Genomic DNA, 19,086 nt, shown 5'->3' with positions numbered 1-19,086 from the left:
TCGGTGAGGGGCGGCCGGCGGTCGTGGGGATCACGCGCCGGGCCTGGGGTTCGGGGTCCGGTGCCCGGCGGCAGGGGTGGCGCCGTCGGGGCGCCCGCGGCGCACGATGTCGGTGAGGGTGGTCCCGACGCGGTCGAGGTGGTGGGTCATGGCGTCGGTGGCGTCGCCTTCGCTGCCGTCGGTCAGGGCGCGGAGGATCGCGCGGTGCTCGCGGTCGGACTGCTCGCGGCGGCCGCCCAGCTCGTTGAGGAAGGCCGACTGGCGGGCCAGCGCGTCGCGGATCTCCTCGATGACCCGGCGGAAGACGGGGTTCTGAGCGGCCTCGGCGACGCCGAGGTGGAAGAGGGTGTCCATCGCGACCCACGCGGTGGTGTCCGTCTCCCGCTCCATCCGGTCCAGCAGGTGGGCGAGATGGTCGAGGTTCTCCGGGGTGCGGCGCCGCGCCGCGTACCCGGCGACCGGGACCTCGACGTGCCGGCGCACCTCCATCAGGTCGCCGGCCGTGTAGTCGCCGAACACGGGCTCCTCGACGCTGCCGGCGACGACGAAGGTGCCCTTGCCGGTCTTGGAGACGGTCAGCCCCATGGTCTGCAGGGCCCGCAGGGCCTCCCGCAGCACGGGCCGGCTGATCTCCAGGGTGCGGCACAGCTCCGCCTCGGAGGGCAGCTTGTCGCCCACGGCGTAGTCGCCGCGTTCGATGGCGTCGCGCAGGTGCGCCAGGACGGCTTCCATGGCGCTGACGCGGCGCGGCGGCTGTCCGGCTGTCCGACTGTCTGACAGGTTCACGGACCCGATGGTCCGTTCGAGTGCCCGGTCCTGTCAAGCGGCCCTCGCCCGGGCGTTCTACGCCCACACCGCCTCGGCGATCGTGACACCCAGGAGGACGGCGCCGAGTCCCGCGACCAGGCTGCCGGCCACGTTCGCGATCGCGTAGCGCCCCGCTCCCGTCTCGGTGAGCCGCAGGGTCTCGTAGGAGAAGGTCGAGTACGTGGTGAGGGCGCCGCACAGGCCCGTGCCGAGGAGCAGCCGGACGTGGGAGTCGGCGGCGCCGGCGGCGACGGCGCCGGTGAGCAGGCCGAGGACGAGACAGCCGGCGACGTTGACGGTGAAGGTGCCCCACGGGAACACCGAGTCGTGCCGGGACTGCACCGCGCGGTCGGTGAGATACCGCAGGGGCGCGCCGACGGCGGCGCCCGCGATCACCAGGAGCCAGTTCACGCCGGGGTTCCCCCTTCCCCGGGCGCGGTGCGGCCGGTGTACCGGACGACCTCGCAGTCGTCGAGGGTGACGAGCCCCTCGGTGACGAGTTCGTCGAGCTGCGGCAGGAAGGCGCGGACGCGCTCCTCGGCGTCGACGATCACGACGGCCACCGGCATGTCCTCGCTGAGGGACAGCAGCCGTGAGGTGTGGATCATCGAGGAGGCGCCGAACCCCTCGATGCCGCGGAAGACGCTGGCGCCGGCGAGACCTGCCCGGTGGGCCCGGTGCACGATCTCCGAGTACAGCGGGCGGTGGTGGCAGGTGTCGTGCTCACCGACGAGAACGGTCAGGCGCACGGCGCGACCGGTCGGTCCGGTCATGACGGCCTCCTCCTCAGGGCTTGGCGGGTGACCGCCGACGCGAGCCAGACGGCGGTGAGCGCCGCGGCCAGGGTCGCGGCGAGGTAGGCCAGCGCGGTGCGCGGGTGCCCGTCGTCGACGAGGGTGCGGATGTCCACGGCGTAGGTGGAGAAGGTGGTGAAGCCGCCGAGCACGCCCGTGCCGAAGAAGGGGCGGAGCAGACGGTGGGCCGGCCATCTCTCGGTGATGAGCACCATGAACACGCCGATCAGGGCGCAGCCGGTGACGTTGACCCAGAACGTCGCCCACGGGAACGCGCCCGGCTCGGTGGGCCACTCCAGGACGGCCGCGTAGCGGGCGGTGGCACCGAGGGCACCGCCGAGCGCGACGACCGCGACGACCGGCGCCTGGGCCCGCCAGGCCGGCGGCCGGGTGGTCCGCGCGGGGGCGCGCAGGGGATCGGTGTCCTGGGTGGTCATCCGTCTGTCTCCTACTCGCCTGGGCCCGGCAGCGGGCCGCGCGGACGCAAGTAGGGACCGTTGGCGGCGCACTGCCGCGGTTCGGGTACGGCGGGCCCCACCGCCGCGCCGCGAGCGTGATCGCGGCCGGACACCAGGGTATCGGCCCCGCCCGTCGCCCGTCTCGCCCGCCCTGCGCCGCGGATGCCCGCCGCGCGCCGGCCGGTTACGGTCGAGTGGCCCGACGAGCCGGTACGGGGGAAGGAGCGTGGTCGGCATGGCCCGCACCCGCCGTCTGATCCTCAGTTCACCGTCCGAGGTCTGGAGCCTGCTGGCCGACGGCCGACGCTACGGGGAGTGGGTCACGGGGACCCAGCGGGTGCTCACCGTGGACCCGCACTGGCCGGACGTGGACGCCCGGCTGCGCGTACGTGTCGGAGCCGGTCCCGTGACGCTGGACGACACCGTGGTGGTCCGGATCTGCGATCCCGGGCGGCGGCTCGAACTGGAGGCGCGGGCCGAACCCTTCGGCGCTGCCCGCATCGCCATGCGCCTGATCCCCTGGGGCGAGCACACCCTCTTCGTCCTCGACTGGCACCCCCTGCGCGGGCCCGGAACCCGGATGCACGGGCTGCCCGTCGACTACGTCGTGGCGATCCGCAACGGCATGATGCTCACGAAGCTGGCCAGGATCGCGGTGCGCGAGCACCACGAGCCCGGCCGGTAGCCGGTGCCCCACCCGGCAGGGCGCCCGCCCGCTACCAGCCCTTCTCGAACATGCGGGCCACTTCGGCGATGCGCACCTCGTCCCGCCGGTAGTGGGTGCGCCGCCTGACGCGTTTGGTGCGCAGCAGGCCGAGGCCGGCGAGGAGGGCGAGGTGGGTCTCGGCGACCGCGCGGGGCACGCCGAGGCGCGCGGCCACGGCGGCGGCGGTGACGCCGTCCTCGCCGACGTCACCGCCCCGCCGCGCGGGGAAGTGCGCGACCGGATCCCTGAGCCATTCCAGGATGGCGAGGCGCGTCTCGTCGACGGGAGTCCTCAGCATGTCGTTCCCCTCCGTCCGGCCGCGGCGTGGCGCGTGCTTCCACTGTCCCGCAGGACGCACCGCGGTGTCCGGGACTCCCGGGTCCTTGTCCGGTACCGAACGTCCCTGCACGGGACGGGAGTTCGTGTCCGCACGCCACGGCCGGTCCGGACGCCTTCGGCAAGGGGCGGCAGGGCCCGGAGGGCGACCGGAAAAGGAGGCGGGGCCCGGTGCCGGCAGCCGGTCAGGAATCGAGAAGCCGTCCGGCGCGGCGCGGCCTAGCGTGAGAGCACCGACGACGAGCGTCGGCACAGCTCACCGCAGGAGGACGCCATGACCGCCGGAGCCCGCACGATCATCTACCCCGTCAAGGACCTCGCCTCGGCGAAGGCCGTGTTCGGCGCGCTGCTGGGCGTCGCGCCGTATGTGGACGAGCCGTACTACGTCGGCTTCAAGGACGCCGGGCAGGACGTCGGCCTGGACCCCAACGGGCACGCGAAGGGCATGACCGGCCCGGTCCCCTACTGGCACGTGAGCGACATCCGGGCGACCTGTGCCGCGCTGGTGGCGGCGGGCGCGGAGACGGTGGAGGACGTCCACGACGTCGGGGGCGGCCGGCTGATCGCCTCGGTGCGGGACGCGGACGGCAATCCGGTCGGGCTGCTCCAGGACCCGACCGGCTGAGCGGGACCGGCCCGGGGCGTGTCGGCCCTCTGCGCCTGCACTAGTTGCGCGATCAACGAATAGTCGGATCGGTGCTACGGTGCGGGTATGGCAGCGAACACGGCCGAGGCGGGGCTCGAGGAACGGTGGCGGGACATCCTGTCGGTGCACGCCCGGACGATGTGCGAGATCGACCGCGTGCTGCATCCGCACGGACTGGGCGCCAGCGACTTCGAAGTGCTGGACATCCTCGTGTCCGCCGCGCCCGACGCGGGCTCGCCGTGCCGGGTCCAGAACCTCGTCGGGCGGGTCCATCTGAGCCAGAGCGCCTTGTCGCGGCTCATCGGACGCCTGGAGAAGGACGGCCTCGTCGAGCGCTCCGTCTGCGCGGAGGACCGGCGCGGGGTGTACGTCACCCTGACCCCCAAGGGGCGTGACCTGCACGCCGAGGTCCTGCCGTTGCAGCGTGCCGCCCTGGCCCGGATGCTCGGCGCCTGACCCGCGGGCCGGCGCCGGGCGTCCGGCGTTTTCAGGGACGGGCCAGCAGCGTGCGCACCCCTTCGGACGTGAGGGTCAGCGGGTGCTCGGACCCCGCGTCGATCGACAGGGCCAGCTCGTCCGCGGGCCACTGCGAGGCGAGCGCTCCGAGCGGCACCACGCGGTAGCGGGAGACGTACGGCAGCAGCTCGGCCATCGCGGGCTCCGAGGTGAACACGGGGACCACGGGCTCGGCACCCGACCGTTCGATCACCGGGAGCGCCACGACACCGGGGTCCATGGCGTCGCCGTCGCCGGCGTCGTCCGGCACGGGCACCAGGACGTCACTGCTCGCCAGCGTGTCCATCGCCGCCCGGTCCTCGGTGTTGTCGGCCAGCGCGTCCAGCGCGCGCCTGGCCGGTGTGGCGGTGTTGTCATGCGCGGGTGTGTTCATGGCGAATCCCCTGGTAGCGGCGGTCGTACAACCCGCCAAGGGCAGACTTCGGCCTCGGCGCGCTCCTGCCCGCCTACCCGATCCGGAGTGGGGCATTCCTGCACGGTGCGCGAGGCGCTGAGGACGGCGCGGAAGGGTCGTAGCCTGAAGGCACGGGACGCTGCGGATTCCGGTCCTCGCGGAGGCGGGTATGCGGTACGACGACCGCCGGACTGCCGGGCGGCTCCTCGCCGGGGAGCTGGCGGGGCTGCCGGGCCGCGACCCCGTCGTCCTGGGCCTGCCGCGCGGCGGGGTACCGGTGGCGGCGGAGGTCGCCCGGGGCCTGGCCGCGCCCCTCGACGTGCTGGTGGTGCGCAAGCTGGGTGTACCCGGTCAGCCGGAGTGGGCGTTCGGGGCGATCGGTGAGCACGGCGTGCGGGTCCTCAACCCGGACGTGATGGCCTCGGCCGGGATCACGCCCTCCGCCCTGGAGTCGGTCGAGGCGGCCGAGCGCGTCGAGCTGGAGCGGCGGGTGCGCGCCTACCGGCGGGAGCGGGAGGCGGTGCCGGTGGCCGGCCGCACGGCCGTGGTGGTGGACGACGGACTCGCCACCGGCGCCACCGCGGAGGCCGCCTGCCGGGTGGTACGGGGGCAGGGCGCGGCCCGGGTCGTCCTCGCGGTGCCCGTGGCGCCCGAGCACTCGGTGGCCCGGCTGCGGCAGGTGGCCGACGCGGTCGTGTGCCCGCGCACTCCCTGGGACTTCGGCGCTGTGGGCGCCTGGTACCGGGACTTCGCCCAGGTCGCGGACGCGGAGGTGGTCTCCCTGCTCGCGCGCGCCAGGGCGCCGGACCCGCCCGCCGGGGACGGCCCGCCCGGGACGGCCGCCCCGGTGGACCGGGAGGTGCGGATCCCGGCCGCGGGAACGCACGTCGGCGCGTGGCTGGCGGTGCCGGACGGAGCCATGGTGGCGGTGGCGTTCGCGCACGGCAGCGGCAGCAGCCGGCACAGCCCGCGCAACCGGTACGTGGCGGCCGCACTGCACCGGGCGGGTCTGGCCACGCTCCTGCTCGACCTGCTCACCGACGGCGAGGCGCACGACCGGCACAACGTGTTCGACATCCTGCTGCTGTCCCGGCGGCTGCACGCCGCGTCCGAGTGGCTGCACGCGGAGACCGGTCTGCCCGTCGCCTACTTCGGCGCCAGCACCGGGGCGGCGGCCGCCCTGGAGGCCGCCGCCCTGTCCGGCTCCGACGTCCGCTCGGTCGTCTCCCGGGGCGGCCGGCCCGACCTCGCGACTCCCGCGGCGCTGACACGGCTTCGCGCGCCGACGCTGCTCATCGTCGGCAGCCGGGACCCCCAGGTGCTCAGCCTCAACCGGCTGGCGGCGGACCGGATGCACTGCGAGCACCGGATCGCCGTCGTCCCGGGCGCGTCCCACCTCTTCGAGGAACCGGGCGCCCTGCGCACGGTGGCCGAGCTGGCCCGCGACTGGTTCACCGGGCACCTCGGACGGCCGACCACGGGAACCTCGCCGCGCCGCTCGGCCTGAGGGTGCGGCGGCTGCTTTCGGCCGCCCGGGGACCGGCCTCCGCCATCCTCCCGCACCGAGGAGATTGAGTGTTGAACTTATGTCTAGACTCTGGGTCCTGCATGGAGAAGGACCCCCTCGTGAGCGAACCCGACCCCCTCGTCTGCCCGGCCTGCGGAGCCGCCCGGGCGCCCGACGGCACCCCTGCCTGCGACTGCGCGGACCGGGCGTCCGACGCCCGCCGGGAGGCGCGTACGGCGGAGGTGGCGGCCGCGGAGGACTTCGACCCGGTGCGGATCCGTCCGTTCGTGGGTCTGGGCGAGGCGCACGACGGCGGGGCCGAGGTGCCGCCTCCGGCCGGGGAGTCAGCGACCGAGCGGGCCGCAAGCCCCGCCCTCGACTCCCCCACCACGGTCGAGGAGTCGGCGGCCGCCCCGGAGCGCCGCCGCCGACGGCGCGCCCCGCTGATCGCCGGGGCCGGCGCCCTGCTGGCGGTGGCGGTGACGGGCGCGTCGTTCGGCGGCTTGTTCGGCTACGACGGCCCGGAGCGGGACGGCGCCGCCGACGGCCTGCGGGCCCCCCTCCCCGACGCCGCGTCGTCCGAGGCCGGGAGCGCTGCCGCCGCCGGGATGCCCTCCGCCACCTCCCCGGCGTCGTCCGGGCCGTCCGCGGACGCGCCCTCGGCGACCCGGTCCACCGGCGCCTCCCCCACGCCGACGGGAGGTTCCGGCACCCCGTCCGCGGGGGTGTCCGACGCGGCCCCGTCCGGAAGCGGGCCCCCTTCCCCGACCGGGCAGACGGGGCAGCCGCCGGTCCTCCGCCGGGGCGACCGGGGCCCCGAGGTCGTCGAACTCCAGCTCCGCCTGCGCCGGGCCGGCCTCTACGCGGGTGAGGCCGACGGGGTGTACGGCGGCTCCGTCGAGGGGGCGGTGCGCGCCTACCAGCTGACCCGGGTCGTCCTCGACGACGAGTCCGGTGTGTACGGGCGCCCGACGCGCGCCGCGCTGGAGGCCGAGACGCCGGAGCCCTGAGGGATGTCGGAGCCTTGAGGGACGGGGCCGAGCCTTGAGGCACGGCCGATCCTTGAGCGGCGTCAGCCGAGGCGCTTCACCAGTTCCGCGGCGAGCGGGGCCGAGGACGCCGGGTTCTGTCCGGTGACCAGGTTGCGGTCGACGACGACGTGCGGGGCCCACGGCTCGCCCGCGTCGACCTCGATGCCCGCCTCGGTGAGCCGGTCCTGGAGGAGCCATGTGAGCCGGCCGGCGAGGCCGCCCTGGGTCTCCTCCTCGTTGGTGAACCCGGCCACCCGGTAGCCGGCGAAGGCGTTGCCGCCGTCGCCGGTGGCGGCGAGCAGCGCGGCCGGGCCGTGGCAGACGACGCCCAGCGGCTTGCCGGAGCGCAGCGCGCGGGTCAGCAGCTCACCGGAGGCCGCGTCGGCCGCCAGGTCCTCCATGGGGCCGTGGCCGCCGGGGTAGAACACGGCGGCGTAGTCGTCGAGGCGCACGTCCTCGAGCCGCAGCGGCGCGTCGAGCTCGGTCATGGAGGCGAGCACGGCGGCGATCCGGTCGGCGCCGTCCTGGCCGCCGTTGAACTCGGGCGCGAGACTCGCCTTGTCGACGGGGGGCACGACACCGCCCGGTGTGGCGACGGTGATCTCGTGGCCCGCGGCCCTGAACGCCTCGTAGGGGGCGACGGCCTCCTCGGCCCAGAAGCCGGTGGGGTGCTCGGTGCCGTCGGCCAGCGTCAGGTGGTCGCTGCCGGTCATCACGAAAAGGATCTTCGACATGGGAGCTCTCTCGGGAGACGGAGTTGCTGCGTACCGGGCGGCGGGTCGGTGGGCCGTCCCTGCCCGGCGATGTCGACCGTATGCGCGCCGACCCATTCGAATCCAATAGGCTTGTCCATATGAGGCATAGGGATTCCGATGACAGCCGGGACGGTGGGGCAGAGGCTGTGCGGGTCCCGCCGGGCTCCGCGGCCCCGGTGGACCTGAACCTGCTGCGGACCTTCCTCGCCGTCTACCGCACCGGCTCGTTCACGGCCGCCGCCCGGCTGCTGGCCCTGTCCCAGCCGACGGTCACCGCTCAGATCCGCACCCTGGAGCGGCAGCTGGGCCGGGAGCTGTTCCAGCGCCTGGCGCGCGGGGTCGCCCCGGTGCCGTACGCGGACGAGCTGGCCGGCCGGATCGTGGAGCCGCTGGACGCGCTGGCCGGGCTCACCGGGCCGGGCGGCGCGGACGACGCCCACCCGGCGGAGCCGGTGCACCTGGCCGGCCCGGCCGAGCTGCTGACCCGCCGGGTGATGCCCGCCCTCGCTCCCCTGGTCGACCGGGGGGTGCGGCTGCGGGTCACCCCGGGGCTGACCGAGCCACTGCTGACGGACCTGCGGGCGGGCCGCTACGACCTGGTGATCGCGACCTACCGGCCGCGCGGTCGCGCCCTGGCCTCGGTGCCGCTCATGGACGAGGAGTTCGTGCTGGTCGCGTCACCCGGCTGGGCCGAGCGGGTGGGCGGTCCGGCCCGGCTCGCGGCCGACGGCCCGGCCGCCCTGCACGGCGTGCCGCTGGTCGCCTACGCCGAGGACGTGCCGATCGTGCGCCGTTACTGGCGCCATGTCTTCGGCCGCCGGCTCACCCGGCAGCCGGCGGTGACGATGCCGGATCTGAACGCCGTCACGGCGGCGGTCGCGGGCGGTACGGGATTCAGCGTGCTCCCGCGCTATCTGTGCGCCGCCGAACTGGCCTCCGGCGCGCTGACGCTGCTGCACGACCCGGACGACCCGCCGATCAACACCGGTTTCCTCGTGCAGCGCCCGGGGTCCTCCGGGAACCCGCACGTCGCCCTGGTCCGCGACCACCTGCTGGAGCTCGCCGGCGCCTGGTGAGCTCCGCCGCCGCGCGGGCGGTCCCGGACGGCCGCGACCGCGGCTCGGCCCGCCTCGACCGGCGGCCGCACGGGCGCCCGCGGCGCACTCCGTCAGCCGGGCGTCGAAGCCGGCGTCGAAGCGGGTGCCGTCCCGGTGGCGTAGACGGCGTGTCCGCCCGCGCAGTCACCGGCGCGGAACCGCTCCGGCACGCGGTGCACATCGGCCGGGTGCCGTTCGAGCGCCTAGCGCACGGCGGGTCGTCTCCATGCCGGTGCGCGCCAACAACGTCGCCGTTGCGGCCCTACGCTCCCGGCACTCCCCAGGTGCGGGCGGCCCACGCCCTCAAGTGCGGCGACTGGGCGACGAGTTGGCGGTGCGCCTCGGCGGCGGACTGGAACAGCGCGTCGACGAGTTCCGCCGATACGGCCGTCGGCCGCCAGGCCAGCACGTACCGGCACCACAGCGGTGTGCCCTGCAGCGGCTTGACGACCACCTGCGGGAGGGGCCGCATGGTGGGCTGCACGACGGCCACGCCCAGACCGTCGGCGATCATGCCCTGCAGCTGCTGGTGGTCGCCGAGGAACTCGTGCGCGACCGCCGGGGTGAACCCGGCGGCCGCGCAGGCCGCGTGGAACACCTCGGGCCAGCCGGCCCCGTCGTCCGGCGTCAGGAACCACTCCTCCCCGGCCAGGTCGGCGAGGGCGACCTGGGAGCGCTGGGCGAGCGGGTGCCGGGACGGCAGGGCGACGAAGGTCGGCTCGGTGACGATCCCGCGGTGCGCGACCGCGCCGGAGTGCCGGAGCTCACGCCCCGGATAGTCGGCGGCGAGGCCGGCGTCGACCGCGCCCTCCTCCAGCAGTTCGACGATCCGTGAGGACGCGTACACGCTGGTCACCGCGAGGGAGACGTCCGGTGTCCGGGCACGCAGCCCGGACACCATGCCCGCCAGCATCGGCGAGTTGGTGGCGGCGACCCGCAGCGTCCGCCGAACCGCGGCGGCCCCGGCGGCGGGGCGCCGGCCGATGGCGTCCGCGCGGGCCAGCACGTCCCGTGCGGACGCGACCACCTCGAAGCCGTACGGGGTCAGTTGCACCCCGGCCGGGCCGCGCTCGAAGACGGGCTCGCCGAAGTGCCGCTCGATCCGGCGGAGCTGGGTGCTGACCGCGGGCTGGGAGTACCCCAGCTCCGCGGCGGCCCGGCCGACGCTTCCCGCGTCCGCGATGGCGCACAGCACCCGCAGATGGCGCAGCTCCAGCTCCACCCGTCACACCCTTCTCGTCAGGGCCGCCGCTCCGCCGCTCTCCCGTCGAACACGGCGCTATGGGGCCATCTCATCACGCGCGGACCCCCCTTCGAACACGCCTCGAACCCTGCGGTTAGCATATGAGCGCCACCTAGCTCGAAAGATAGGCCCGCGCCCGTGACTGTCAACGACGACTCGTTCACCAGCTGGAAGAACCGCGAGGAGATCGCGGAATCGATGATCCCGATCATCGGGAAGCTGCACCGGGAGAGGGACGTCACCGTCCTCCTCCACAGCCGCTCCTTGGTGAACAAGTCGGTGGTCAGCATCCTGAAGACGCACCGCTTCGCCCGGCAGATCGCGGGCGAGGAGCTCTCGGTCACCGAGACGCTGCCGTTCCTCAAGGCCCTCGCCGCCCTCGACCTCGGCCCCTCCCAGATCGACCTGGGCATGCTGGCGTCCGCCCACAAGGCCGACGACCGCGGTCTGACGGTGGAGGCGTTCACCGCCGAGGCCGTCGCGGGCGCCACCGGCGCCAACAAGATCGAGCGGGGCGAGGGACGCGACGTCGTCCTGTACGGCTTCGGCCGCATCGGCCGTCTCGTCGCCCGGCTGCTCATCGAGAAGTCCGGCTCGGGCAACGGCCTGCGGCTGCGGGCCGTCGTCGTGCGCGGTGGCGGCGAGCGGGACATCGTCAAGCGCGCCTCGCTGCTGCGCCGCGACTCCATCCACGGGCAGTTCCAGGGCACGATCACCGTGGACGAGGCGAGCAGCACGATCTTCGCCAACGGCAACGCGATCAAGGTGATCTACGCCGACGACCCCTCCGAGGTCGACTACACGGCGTACGGCATCAAGAACGCCATCCTGATCGACAACACCGGCAAGTGGCGCGACCGCGAGGGCCTGTCGAAGCACCTGCGCCCCGGTGTCGACAAGGTCGTGCTGACCGCGCCCGGCAAGGGCGACGTCCCGAACATCGTGCACGGCGTCAACCACGACACGATCAAGCCGGACGAGCAGATCCTGTCGTGCGCCTCCTGCACCACCAACGCCATCGTCCCGCCGCTGAAGGCGATGGACGACGAGTACGGCGTGCAGCGCGGGCACGTGGAGACCGTCCACTCGTTCACCAACGACCAGAACCTGCTGGACAACTACCACAAGTCCGAGCGCCGGGGCCGCTCCGCGCCGCTCAACATGGTCATCACCGAGACCGGCGCCGCCTCCGCCGTCGCCAAGGCGCTGCCCGACCTCAAGGCCCGCATCACCGGCAGCTCCATCCGGGTGCCGGTGCCGGACGTCTCCATCGCGATCCTCAACCTGCAGCTGAAGCGGGAGACGACCCGCGAGGAGGTGCACGACTACCTGCGCGAGGTGTCGCTGACCTCGCCGCTGCGCCGCCAGATCGACTTCATCACGGCGCCCGACGCGGTCTCCAGCGACTTCATCGGCTCCCGGCACGCGTCGATCGTGGACGCGGGCGCGCTGAAGGTGGAGGGCGACAACGCCATCCTCTACCTCTGGTACGACAACGAGTTCGGCTACTCCTGCCAGGTCATCCGGGTCGTCCAGCACGTCTCCGGGGTGGAGTACCCGACCTACCCGGCGCCGGCCGTCTGATCCGGTCCCCCGTGCCCCGCGGCCGGGGCGGACGCCCCCCGGTGGGCGTCCGCCCCGGCCGCGTCGTCCACCTGCCCGGCGACCCAGGCCAGGAAGTCCCGCACCTCACCGGCGGGCAGGGCGGTCGCGTCCGTGCGTGAGGGGCGCTCGTAGCTGCGCAGGGCGGCCTCGACGAGCGGGCGGAAGCGTTCCTCGGCGGCCGCGACGTCACGGGCCGCCCGGCGCTTGGGCTGCCAGCGCCCGGTCCGGCGGTAGCACACCGAGCGGCACCCGTTGAGGACCCGGTTGTCCGCCAGGTGCCCGTCGCCCGCGCCGTGCTCCCGGACGGAGGCGCGGATCGCGGCGAGCAGGTCGGCGGGGGCGGGCTCGGCGATCACCTCACGGGCCGGGGACCCGTACAGCGTCCGCCCGGCCTGATGGGCGACGGAACGGTCGATGACGTACCAGAAGGCCGGGGACCCGGCCGGGTCGAGGCTGAGCCGGGCGGGCAGCAGCGGGCCCGTGTTGAGGTCCAGCAGGTATCCGGCCCCGCCGGACGGCCGCGCGGCGAAGCCCGCGTCGTACACCACCAGTTCCAGTCCGGCCGCGGGGCAGAGCAGGGCGGGGTGCGTGAGGGCGGCGGCCAGCTCGGAGAGCAGCGGGGCGGGCGGTCTCCCGTCCAGGACCACCGTGACGTCGGTGTCGCTGCGCCCGTGCCGGTAGTCGCCGAGTGCGACGGAGCCGACCGCCACGACGCTCACCAGGCGCGTGCCGCACAGGTCGTGCGTGCGGCGGACCAGTTCCGTGAGGTAGGGCCGCAGTTCGGCGGGGACGGCGTGCGGGTCCACCGGTGTCCGGGTCATACGCCCAGTGTTCCGCACGGCCGGAAACCGGCGATCGCCCGAGAACGACCGGCCCGGTCCGGGCAGTCGGGTCGCGCCGGTGTCCGGGTCCCGGCCAATATCGGCGTACGGCGCGACGGGCGGCGTGCCGGGAACCGCGCGCACGGTCCCTGGTCGCCGTCCTCGGGCTGCCCTGCGCGGACGCCACCCCGCCCGCACCTTCACATGACTGCCACGCCTCCTCCATATATAGGACACATCCAGCCGGGCCGCCCGGCGCGGGGCAGACGGTGCGCGCGCCGCCTGCCTAGCCTCCCGGGCCATGCGATCACCCCGTATGAGACGCCTGGGTCTCACCACCGTCCTCGCCCTCGTCCCGGCCGTGTTCGGGCTCGCCCCCGGCGCGAGCGCCGCGGACCCCGCGCCGGCGGAGCTGACCTTCGCCACCGACGCCGCGACGACCACACCCGGCGGCACGGTGCGGCTCTCGATGACGCTCACCAACCACAAGTCGTACGACGTCCTGTTCGTCCACCAGACGATCCAGCCCACCTGGCTCACCACCCAGCGCCCCGACCTGAAGTACGGATTCACCGGCTGCACGCTCGCCACCGCCGCGGGCAGCGCCCCGTGCGCCGGAACCGGGCCCGCCGACCTCGGCGCGAACTACGGGACAACGGTCCCGCCCGGCCAGAGCCGCACCGTCACACTGACGCTCCAGATCGCCGCCGACTCCGGCTGCAACGGCAACCTCGGCTTCTACTCGTACTACTACGCCGAGTTCAGCGACGCGACCAACGTCAGCGGCGGCCCGGTCTTCACCCCGGAGACCCGGGTGCTCTGCGCCTGAGGCCCGGCCTGCCGTGTGACCGCCGGCGCCCCGCGCGGATCCCTCCCCCGCGCGGGGCACGGTGCCGAAAGCGAGCCGTATGGAGCAAGAGACCGGCCAGGGGGCGGCGAAACGCCGTCGTGGTCCTTCTCGCCCCTCGCCAAAGGGACGAACATGCCCGGTCATGGAGATCTTGCTCGTCGCCAGTGCGTTCAACAGCCTGTCCCAGCGCGTGTACGCGGAACTGTCCGACCAAGGGCACCGGGTGGACGTCGTCCTCGCCTCGCAGGGCGACGAGGCGGTCCGGGCCGCGGTCCGCGCGGCCCGCCCGGAACTGATCATCGCCCCCATGCTGAAGACGGCCCTGCCGGAGGACGTGTGGCGGGAGCACACCTGTCTCGTCGTGCACCCGGGCCCACCGGGGGACCGCGGGCCGTCCGCCCTGGACTGGGCCGTCGCCGACGGGGTGACCCACTGGGGCGTGACCGTGCTCCAGGCCGAGGCGGGGATGGACGCGGGAGCCGTGTGGGCCGCCGAGACCTTCCCGGTGCCCGAGGTCGGCAAGAGCGACCTGTACCGGGGCGAGGTCTCCGACGCGGCCTCGGCCGCGGTGCTGCAGGCCGTGCGCCGCTACGCCGAAGGATCGTTCAAGCCGAAGCCCCAGACCGACCCCGCGGTCCGTGTGCTGTGGCGCGACGCCTACCGCCAGGACCAGCGCCGGATCGACTGGGACAGGGACGACACCCGGACGGTGGTGCGCAAGCTGCGCGGCGCCGACTCACAGCCCGGGGTCCTGGACGAACTCCTCGGCCGTGAGCTGTTCCTGCACGGCGGGCACCCCGAGGACCGGCTGCGCGGACGCCCCGGCGAGCTGCTGGCGACCCGCGCCGGGGCGATCTGCCGGGCCACCGTGGACGGCGCGGTCTGGATCCCCGAGCTGCGGCCCCGCAAGGCGTCCGGCGACCCGGCGCCGTTCCGCCGTCCGGCGGCCTCCGTGCTGGACTCCTACCAGCGGCCCGCCGAGCACCGGCTTCCGGAGATCGCCGCCCCGCTCGAACTGCCCGCCGACCGCACCACCTGGACCGACATCCGCTACCGGCAGCGCGGCGACGTCGGGTTCCTGCGCTTCTCGTTCCCCGGCGGCGCGATGAGCACCGAGCACTGCCGCCGGCTGCACGCCGCCTACCGGTACGCCCTCACCCGCCCGACCCGGCTGCTGGTGCTGGGCGGCGCCCGTGACTTCTTCGCCAACGGCATCCATCTGAACGTCATCGAGGCGGCGCCGGACAGCGCGGGCGAGTCCTGGTCGAACCTCAACGCCATGGACGACCTGGTCGAGGCGGTGCTGCGGACCACCGACCGGCTGGTGGTGGCGGCTCTCGGCGGCAACGCGGCGGCCGGCGGGGTCATGCTCGCCCTGGCCGCCGACGAGGTGTGGTGCCGCTCCGGCGCCGTCCTCAACCCGCACTACCGGCGGATGGGCCTGTACGGCTCCGAGTTCTGGACGTACTCGCTGCCGCGCCGGGTCGGCGTCGAGACGGCGCACCGGCTGACCACCGAGGCGTTCCCGGTGAGCGCCGCGAGCGCCGCGCGGATCGGCCTGGTGGACCGTCTGGTGCCCGTGCCGCCGCGGGAGTTCGGCGCCGAGGTGGACCGGCTGGCCGACGCCCTGGCCGGTGCCCCGGACCTGGAGCGGCGGATCGAGGCCAAGGCCGCGGCACGCCAGGCCGACGAGAAGCGGCAGCCGCTCGCCGAGTACCGGCGGGACGAACTCGCCCGGATGCGGGCCATCTTCTTCGACCCTCGCGCCCCCTACCACGCCCTGCGGTCGGCCTTCGTGCGCAAGCTGCCGGCGGGCGCGCGGTGACCGCGCGGCTGCTGGTGGCGGGCGTCGGGAACATCTTCCTCGCGGACGACGCCTTCGGCCCGGAGGTGATCCGTGCCCTGGACGACCGGCCCCTGCCGCCCGCGGCGACCGTACGGGACTTCGGGATCCGCGGGCTCGACCTCGCCCACACCCTGCTCGACGGCTACGACACGGCCGTCCTGGTCGACGCGGCGGTCCGCGGCCACACCCCGGGCACCCTGTCGCTGATCGAGCCGGAGCTCCCCGACGGCTCGGCCGGCGGGCCGCCGCCCGAGGCGCACGGCATGGACCCGGCGAAGGTCCTGGCCCTCGCCGCCCACCTGGGCGACGGACCGCTCCCCCGGGTCCTCGTCCTGGCCTGCGAGCCCGAACGGGTCCCGCGCGGCGACGAGGACATCACCCCCGGCACCAGCGCGACCGTACGGGCGGCGGTACGGCAGGCGGTGGCGGCCCTGCACACCCTGGTCCCGGCGCTGCTCGCCGACCCCGCGGCGACGCCCGCGTTGCGCCGCCCGGACGAATCCGCGGGACCCTCCACGGCCGGGGTCCGGACCGAGGGGACCGGCGGCGCGGAGGATCGGCAGCGGACCGGCACCCCGGTCCCTCCCCCACCGACCGCGAGGAGCAGCGCCGATGTGTGAGTCCGTGGAAGAGGCCGGCCGAGCCGTCCTGGCGAGGAACGACGGTCTGGCCGCGCACCTGCGCGAGGAGCTGGCCGGGCGCGGGGTGAGCGTGGTCAACCTGCTGTCCAGCCCGGGCAGCGGCAAGACGGAACTGCTGGGCCGCGTCCTCACCCGGGCGATCGGGCGGGGCGTCCAGGTGGCCGCGCTCACCGCCGACCTGGCCACCGAGAACGACGCCCGGCGCCTCGCGCGGTCCGGCGCCCCGGTGAAACAGCTCCTCACCGACGGACTGTGCCATCTGGAGGCCCGTCAGCTGCGCGGGCACGTCGAGTCCTGGCCGCCCGAGGGCACCTCGCTGCTCTTCGTGGAGAACGTCGGCAACCTGGTCTGCCCGGCCTCCTACGACCTCGGGGAGAGCCTGCGGATCGTCCTGATGGCGGTGACGGAGGGCGAGGACAAGCCGCTGAAGTACCCCACCGCGTTCGGCTCGGCCCAGCTGGTGGTGCTGACCAAGTCCGACCTGGCGGAACCGGCCGGTTTCGACGCGGCCGTGTTCGAGGCGCATGTGCGGCGGGTCAACCCCGGCGTCGAGGTGGTCCGGTCCTGCGCCCGCACCGGGGAGGGCGTCGGCACCCTCCTGGATCGGGTGCTCGCCGTCCGGGACGGCGCCCCGGCACACACGCCTCCTCTGGCGCCAAGGCCCCACTCCCCCGTCCACGCGGCCGGCCCGGTCTCGTGACCGCGCCCGTCAGCAACGGGGCGGTGCGCCGCCGCGTCGTCGTGCGCGGCACCGTGCAGGGGGTGGGGTTCCGGCCGTTCGTGCACCGCCTCGCCACCGATCTCGCGCTGGCCGGCTTCGTCAGCAACACGGCGAACGGGGTGCTCATCGAGGTGGAGGGACTGCCGGACGGCGTCGACCGGCTGTGCGACCGGCTGGCCGCCGAGCCGCCACCGATGGCGGCGGTCACCGGCGTCGAGGTCGAGGACCTGCCGGTCACCGGCGCCGACGACACCTTCACCATCCGCTCCACCGACCGCTCCCCGGGCCGCACCCTCCTGCCGCCCGACACGGCGACCTGCGACGCCTGCCTGCGCGAGCTGGCCGACCCGCAGGACCGCCGCCACCGGCACCCCTTCCTCACCTGCGCCCACTGCGGCCCCCGCTTCACCATCGCCACGGGCCTGCCCTACGACCGTGCCGTCACCACCATGGACGGCTTCCCGATGTGCGCCGCGTGCGCCCGGGAGTACGGCGATCCCGCCGACCGCCGCTTCCACGCCCAGCCGGTGGCCTGCCCGGACTGCGGGCCCCGGCTGCGCCTGGAGCCGGCCCCCGGCACCGGGGTCCGGGCCGCGCGGGACGGTGACGCGCTCGCGGTGGCCCGGGCGCTGCTGGCGGGCGGCCGGATCGTCGCCGTGAAGGGCCTCGGCGGCTACCACCTGGCCTGCGACGCGACCGACGCACGGGCCGTGGACACGCTGCGCGGCCGCAAGGAGCGCGGTGGCAAGCCGTTCGCGGTGATGTGCGCGGACACCGACGCCGTACGGCGGGTCGCGCTGCCCTCGCCGGCCGAGCTGGCCGCCGTGACCGGGCCCCGCCGGCCCATCGTGCTGATGCGCCGGCGCGGGGCCGACGAGCCGCTCGCGCCCGGCATCTGCCCCGGCAGCCCGCACCTCGGGGTGATGCTGCCGTACACCCCGCTGCACCCCCTGCTGTTCGGGCTGCCGGGCGATCCGCCGGGTCCGCGGGTGCTCGTGATGACCAGCGGGAACCGGTCCGGGGAGCCGATCGTCACGGACGACGAGGAGGCGCTGACCCGGTTGGCGGGCCTCGCGGACGCCTGGCTCACGCACGACCGGCCCATCGCCTCGCCGTGCGACGACTCCCTGCTGCGGGTGCGCAGCGACGGCACCGAGCAGGTGCTGCGCCGCTCCCGCGGGTACGTCCCGCGCCCGCTGCGGCTGCCCGTGACGCTGCGTCCGGCGCTCGCGGTGGGCGGCGACCTGAAGAACGCGCTGTGCGTCGGCGAGGGCGACCTGGCGTGGTTCGGACCGCACATCGGCGACATGGGAGAACTCGCCACCCTGGAGGCGGCCGGCCGGGCCGAGGCGCATATGCGGCACCTGACCGGCGTGGCCCCCGAGGTGGTCGCCGCGGACCGGCACCCGGGGTACCACTCGGCGCGGTGGGCCCGGCTGCAGGCCGCCCACCTGCGGCTGCGGTCACCGGTGTTCGTCCAGCACCACCACGCCCACATCGCCTCCGCCATGGCCGAGCACGGGCTCGAAGGCACCGACCCGGTGATCGGGGTCGCCTTCGACGGCACGGGTTACGGCGACGACGGCACCGTCTGGGGCGGCGAGTTCCTGCTCGCCGGCTACGGCGGCTACCGGCGCCTCGCCCACCTCACACCGGCCCCGCTGCCCGGCGGGGACGCCGGGGTGGCCAACCCCTGCCGGCTGGCGCTGGCCCGGCTGTGGGCCGCGGGGGTGCGATGGGAGCCGGACCTGCCGTGTGTCGCCGCCTGCGAGCCCGACGAACTCGCGCTGCTGGAGCGTCAGCTGACGCGGGACGTGGCGTGCGCGGCGACCTCCAGCATGGGCCGGCTCTTCGACGCGGTGTCGTCCCTGGCGGGCGTCTGCCACCGCGCCGAGTACGAGGCGCAGGCCGCCGTGGAACTGGAGGCGGCGGCCACCACGGCCTGGGACGCCGACGACGAGGCGTACACCTTCGGGACGGCCGGCGGTCTGTGCGACCCCGCCCCCGTCCTGCGCGCCCTCGTCGCCGACCTGCGGGCGGGGGCGCCCGTCCCCGTGCTCGCCGCGCGCTTCCACCGGGGTGTCGCGCGGGCCGTGGCGGAGCTGTGCCGGCAGGCCCGGGAGGACACCGGCCCGGGCACGGTCGCCCTGAGCGGCGGGGTGTTCGCCAACGCGCTGCTGGAGGAGGAGTGTGCGCGGCTGCTGGCCGCGGACGGCTTCACGGTGCTGCGGCACGGCGAAGTCCCGCCGAACGACGGCGGATTGGCCCTCGGCCAACTGGTGGTCGCGGCGCACCGGCGAACGAAGGAGTGA

Annotated in this window: 21 protein-coding genes; 12 read left to right on the top strand and 9 right to left on the bottom strand. The window is 74.9% G+C overall.

Going from position 1 to position 19,086, the window contains the following annotated elements; all coding sequences use genetic code 11:
* Positions 1 to 30: 30 nt before the first annotated feature.
* The 4 genes from ABZ899_RS22740 to crcB (ABZ899_RS22725) are packed head-to-tail and all read right to left on the bottom strand — an operon-like array spanning position 31 to position 2,038.
* Positions 31 to 786: a FadR/GntR family transcriptional regulator gene (locus tag ABZ899_RS22740; protein ID WP_361349021.1), complete on the bottom strand. Its 756-nt coding sequence runs from the start codon at positions 784 to 786 to the stop codon at positions 31 to 33.
* Positions 787 to 843: 57 nt separating this feature from the next.
* Positions 844 to 1,218, bottom strand: coding sequence for a fluoride efflux transporter CrcB (crcB, locus tag ABZ899_RS22735; RefSeq protein WP_361349019.1), 375 nt, complete (start codon positions 1,216 to 1,218; stop codon positions 844 to 846).
* Complete coding sequence (locus tag ABZ899_RS22730; protein ID WP_361349016.1) at positions 1,215 to 1,580, bottom strand: DUF190 domain-containing protein; 366 nt, start codon at positions 1,578 to 1,580, stop codon at positions 1,215 to 1,217. Before ABZ899_RS22730 ends, crcB (ABZ899_RS22735) begins: the two co-directional genes overlap by 4 nt.
* Complete coding sequence (gene crcB / locus ABZ899_RS22725) at positions 1,577 to 2,038, bottom strand: fluoride efflux transporter CrcB (protein WP_361349013.1); 462 nt, start codon at positions 2,036 to 2,038, stop codon at positions 1,577 to 1,579. Before crcB (ABZ899_RS22725) ends, ABZ899_RS22730 begins: the two co-directional genes overlap by 4 nt.
* Positions 2,039 to 2,294: 256 nt before the next feature.
* Here crcB (ABZ899_RS22725) and ABZ899_RS22720 point away from each other — a divergent pair, with 256 nt between their 5' ends.
* Positions 2,295 to 2,744, top strand: coding sequence for an SRPBCC family protein (locus ABZ899_RS22720; RefSeq protein ID WP_361349011.1), 450 nt, complete (start codon positions 2,295 to 2,297; stop codon positions 2,742 to 2,744).
* A gap of 31 nt (positions 2,745 to 2,775) precedes the next feature.
* Here the strand turns inward: ABZ899_RS22720 and ABZ899_RS22715 are convergent, their stop codons facing one another.
* On the bottom strand, positions 2,776 to 3,063 hold the full coding sequence (locus ABZ899_RS22715; RefSeq protein WP_361349008.1) for a helix-turn-helix domain-containing protein: 288 nt from the start codon (positions 3,061 to 3,063) through the stop codon (positions 2,776 to 2,778).
* Positions 3,064 to 3,375: 312 nt separating this feature from the next.
* Between ABZ899_RS22715 and ABZ899_RS22710 the strand changes: the two genes are divergently transcribed.
* Positions 3,376 to 3,726 carry a VOC family protein gene (locus ABZ899_RS22710; RefSeq protein ID WP_361349005.1) on the top strand — a complete coding sequence of 117 codons (351 nt, stop codon included), beginning with the start codon at positions 3,376 to 3,378 and terminating at the stop codon, positions 3,724 to 3,726.
* Positions 3,727 to 3,813: 87 nt separating this feature from the next.
* Complete coding sequence (locus ABZ899_RS22705; protein ID WP_361349002.1) at positions 3,814 to 4,203, top strand: MarR family transcriptional regulator; 390 nt, start codon at positions 3,814 to 3,816, stop codon at positions 4,201 to 4,203.
* 31 nt (positions 4,204 to 4,234) lie between these two features.
* On the opposite strand, the gene ABZ899_RS22700 is transcribed toward ABZ899_RS22705, so the two are convergent.
* The gene (locus tag ABZ899_RS22700) at positions 4,235 to 4,636 is read right to left on the bottom strand and encodes an SseB family protein (protein WP_361348999.1); all 402 of its coding nucleotides are present in this window, start codon (positions 4,634 to 4,636) and stop codon (positions 4,235 to 4,237) included.
* Between the two features lie 190 nt (positions 4,637 to 4,826).
* Between ABZ899_RS22700 and ABZ899_RS22695 the strand changes: the two genes are divergently transcribed.
* Complete coding sequence (locus ABZ899_RS22695) at positions 4,827 to 6,164, top strand: phosphoribosyltransferase family protein (protein WP_361348996.1); 1,338 nt, start codon at positions 4,827 to 4,829, stop codon at positions 6,162 to 6,164.
* Between the two features lie 119 nt (positions 6,165 to 6,283).
* Positions 6,284 to 7,174, top strand: coding sequence for a peptidoglycan-binding protein (locus ABZ899_RS22690; RefSeq protein ID WP_361348993.1), 891 nt, complete (start codon positions 6,284 to 6,286; stop codon positions 7,172 to 7,174).
* 62 nt (positions 7,175 to 7,236) lie between these two features.
* On the opposite strand, the gene ABZ899_RS22685 is transcribed toward ABZ899_RS22690, so the two are convergent.
* Complete coding sequence (locus ABZ899_RS22685) at positions 7,237 to 7,929, bottom strand: type 1 glutamine amidotransferase domain-containing protein (protein ID WP_361348990.1); 693 nt, start codon at positions 7,927 to 7,929, stop codon at positions 7,237 to 7,239.
* Between the two features lie 119 nt (positions 7,930 to 8,048).
* Between ABZ899_RS22685 and ABZ899_RS22680 the strand changes: the two genes are divergently transcribed.
* Positions 8,049 to 9,026, top strand: coding sequence for a LysR family transcriptional regulator (locus ABZ899_RS22680; protein WP_361348987.1), 978 nt, complete (start codon positions 8,049 to 8,051; stop codon positions 9,024 to 9,026).
* Positions 9,027 to 9,309: 283 nt separating this feature from the next.
* Here ABZ899_RS22680 and ABZ899_RS22675 read toward each other — a convergent pair whose 3' ends face one another.
* On the bottom strand, positions 9,310 to 10,269 hold the full coding sequence (locus ABZ899_RS22675) for a LysR family transcriptional regulator (protein WP_361348984.1): 960 nt from the start codon (positions 10,267 to 10,269) through the stop codon (positions 9,310 to 9,312).
* A 159-nt stretch (positions 10,270 to 10,428) separates the two neighbouring features.
* Here ABZ899_RS22675 and ABZ899_RS22670 point away from each other — a divergent pair, with 159 nt between their 5' ends.
* Entirely contained in the window at positions 10,429 to 11,874 is a 1,446-nt protein-coding gene (locus ABZ899_RS22670; RefSeq protein ID WP_361348981.1) for a glyceraldehyde-3-phosphate dehydrogenase, read from the top strand.
* Here ABZ899_RS22670 and ABZ899_RS22665 read toward each other — a convergent pair.
* The gene (locus ABZ899_RS22665; protein ID WP_361348978.1) at positions 11,853 to 12,716 is read right to left on the bottom strand and encodes an aminoglycoside adenylyltransferase domain-containing protein; all 864 of its coding nucleotides are present in this window, start codon (positions 12,714 to 12,716) and stop codon (positions 11,853 to 11,855) included. The two genes, ABZ899_RS22670 and ABZ899_RS22665, sit on opposite strands and share 22 nt — an antisense overlap.
* Before the next feature lie 316 nt (positions 12,717 to 13,032).
* Here ABZ899_RS22665 and ABZ899_RS22660 point away from each other — a divergent pair, with 316 nt between their 5' ends.
* From ABZ899_RS22660 to hypF, 5 genes are all read left to right on the top strand, one after another.
* On the top strand, positions 13,033 to 13,545 hold the full coding sequence (locus ABZ899_RS22660) for a hypothetical protein (protein ID WP_361348975.1): 513 nt from the start codon (positions 13,033 to 13,035) through the stop codon (positions 13,543 to 13,545).
* Between the two features lie 163 nt (positions 13,546 to 13,708).
* The gene (locus ABZ899_RS22655) at positions 13,709 to 15,391 is read left to right on the top strand and encodes a hydrogenase maturation protein (RefSeq protein WP_361348972.1); all 1,683 of its coding nucleotides are present in this window, start codon (positions 13,709 to 13,711) and stop codon (positions 15,389 to 15,391) included.
* Entirely contained in the window at positions 15,388 to 16,032 is a 645-nt protein-coding gene (locus tag ABZ899_RS22650) for a hydrogenase maturation protease (protein ID WP_361348969.1), read from the top strand. Before ABZ899_RS22655 ends, ABZ899_RS22650 begins: the two co-directional genes overlap by 4 nt.
* On the top strand, positions 16,025 to 16,753 hold the full coding sequence (gene hypB, locus ABZ899_RS22645) for a hydrogenase nickel incorporation protein HypB (RefSeq protein WP_361348966.1): 729 nt from the start codon (positions 16,025 to 16,027) through the stop codon (positions 16,751 to 16,753). Before ABZ899_RS22650 ends, hypB begins: the two co-directional genes overlap by 8 nt.
* Positions 16,750 to 19,086: a carbamoyltransferase HypF gene (gene hypF / locus ABZ899_RS22640; RefSeq protein ID WP_361348964.1), complete on the top strand. Its 2,337-nt coding sequence runs from the start codon at positions 16,750 to 16,752 to the stop codon at positions 19,084 to 19,086. The genes hypB and hypF overlap by 4 nt, the downstream gene beginning before the upstream one ends.

This window comes from Streptomyces sp. NPDC046859 (genome assembly GCF_040645135.1).
GTDB lineage: Bacteria > Actinomycetota > Actinomycetes > Streptomycetales > Streptomycetaceae > Streptomyces.
This window is presented reverse-complemented; position numbering and strand designations above follow the sequence as displayed.